Origin of the sequence: Pararhodobacter sp. CCB-MM2, assembly GCF_001691415.1 — a bacterium.
In the GTDB taxonomy this organism is placed as follows: domain Bacteria; phylum Pseudomonadota; class Alphaproteobacteria; order Rhodobacterales; family Rhodobacteraceae; genus Pararhodobacter.
Genome location: NZ_LRRR01000108.1, coordinates 1 through 407 on the forward strand (window position 1 = coordinate 1; position 407 = coordinate 407).

Sequence of the window (407 nt, forward strand, 5' to 3'; positions counted from 1 at the left end):
GTGTGCGCCCAGTCCTGCGCGGGGAGCACGGTCGCGGGACCGGTGCGCAGGACGCCCGCCACGCTCACCAGGACGTCGACGGGACCGAGTTGGCGCTCGACGCGGGCCACGGTGTTCTCCACCGAACTCCGGTCGGTGACGTCCATCACACAGGGAACCATCCTGCCGGCCGACCGCACGGTACCGGGCAGTTTCTCCTGTGTGCGGACCCACGCGGCGGCCGTGGCCTCGATGCCGGGCCGGGTCCGATCGGTGGCGGCCACGCGGGCGCCGAGAGGGGCGAGCAGGTCGGCGACTGCCGCGCCGATGCCTTGGGCGGCACCGGTGACCAGAGCGGTCCGGTCGGTGAACTCGCCGCTTCTGCCCGGCATGTGCTCAGGCATGAGTAACCTCCTCCGGGTGTTAGG

The 407-nt window shown here is 72.2% G+C and carries 1 protein-coding gene; it reads right to left on the reverse strand.

Annotated features, from left to right (window positions below):
- Positions 1-383 (reverse strand): SDR family NAD(P)-dependent oxidoreductase (locus BCY78_RS24395; RefSeq protein ID WP_139103332.1); only part of this gene is annotated, 383 nt, incomplete at its 3' end.
- Positions 384-407 lie beyond the last annotated feature (24 nt).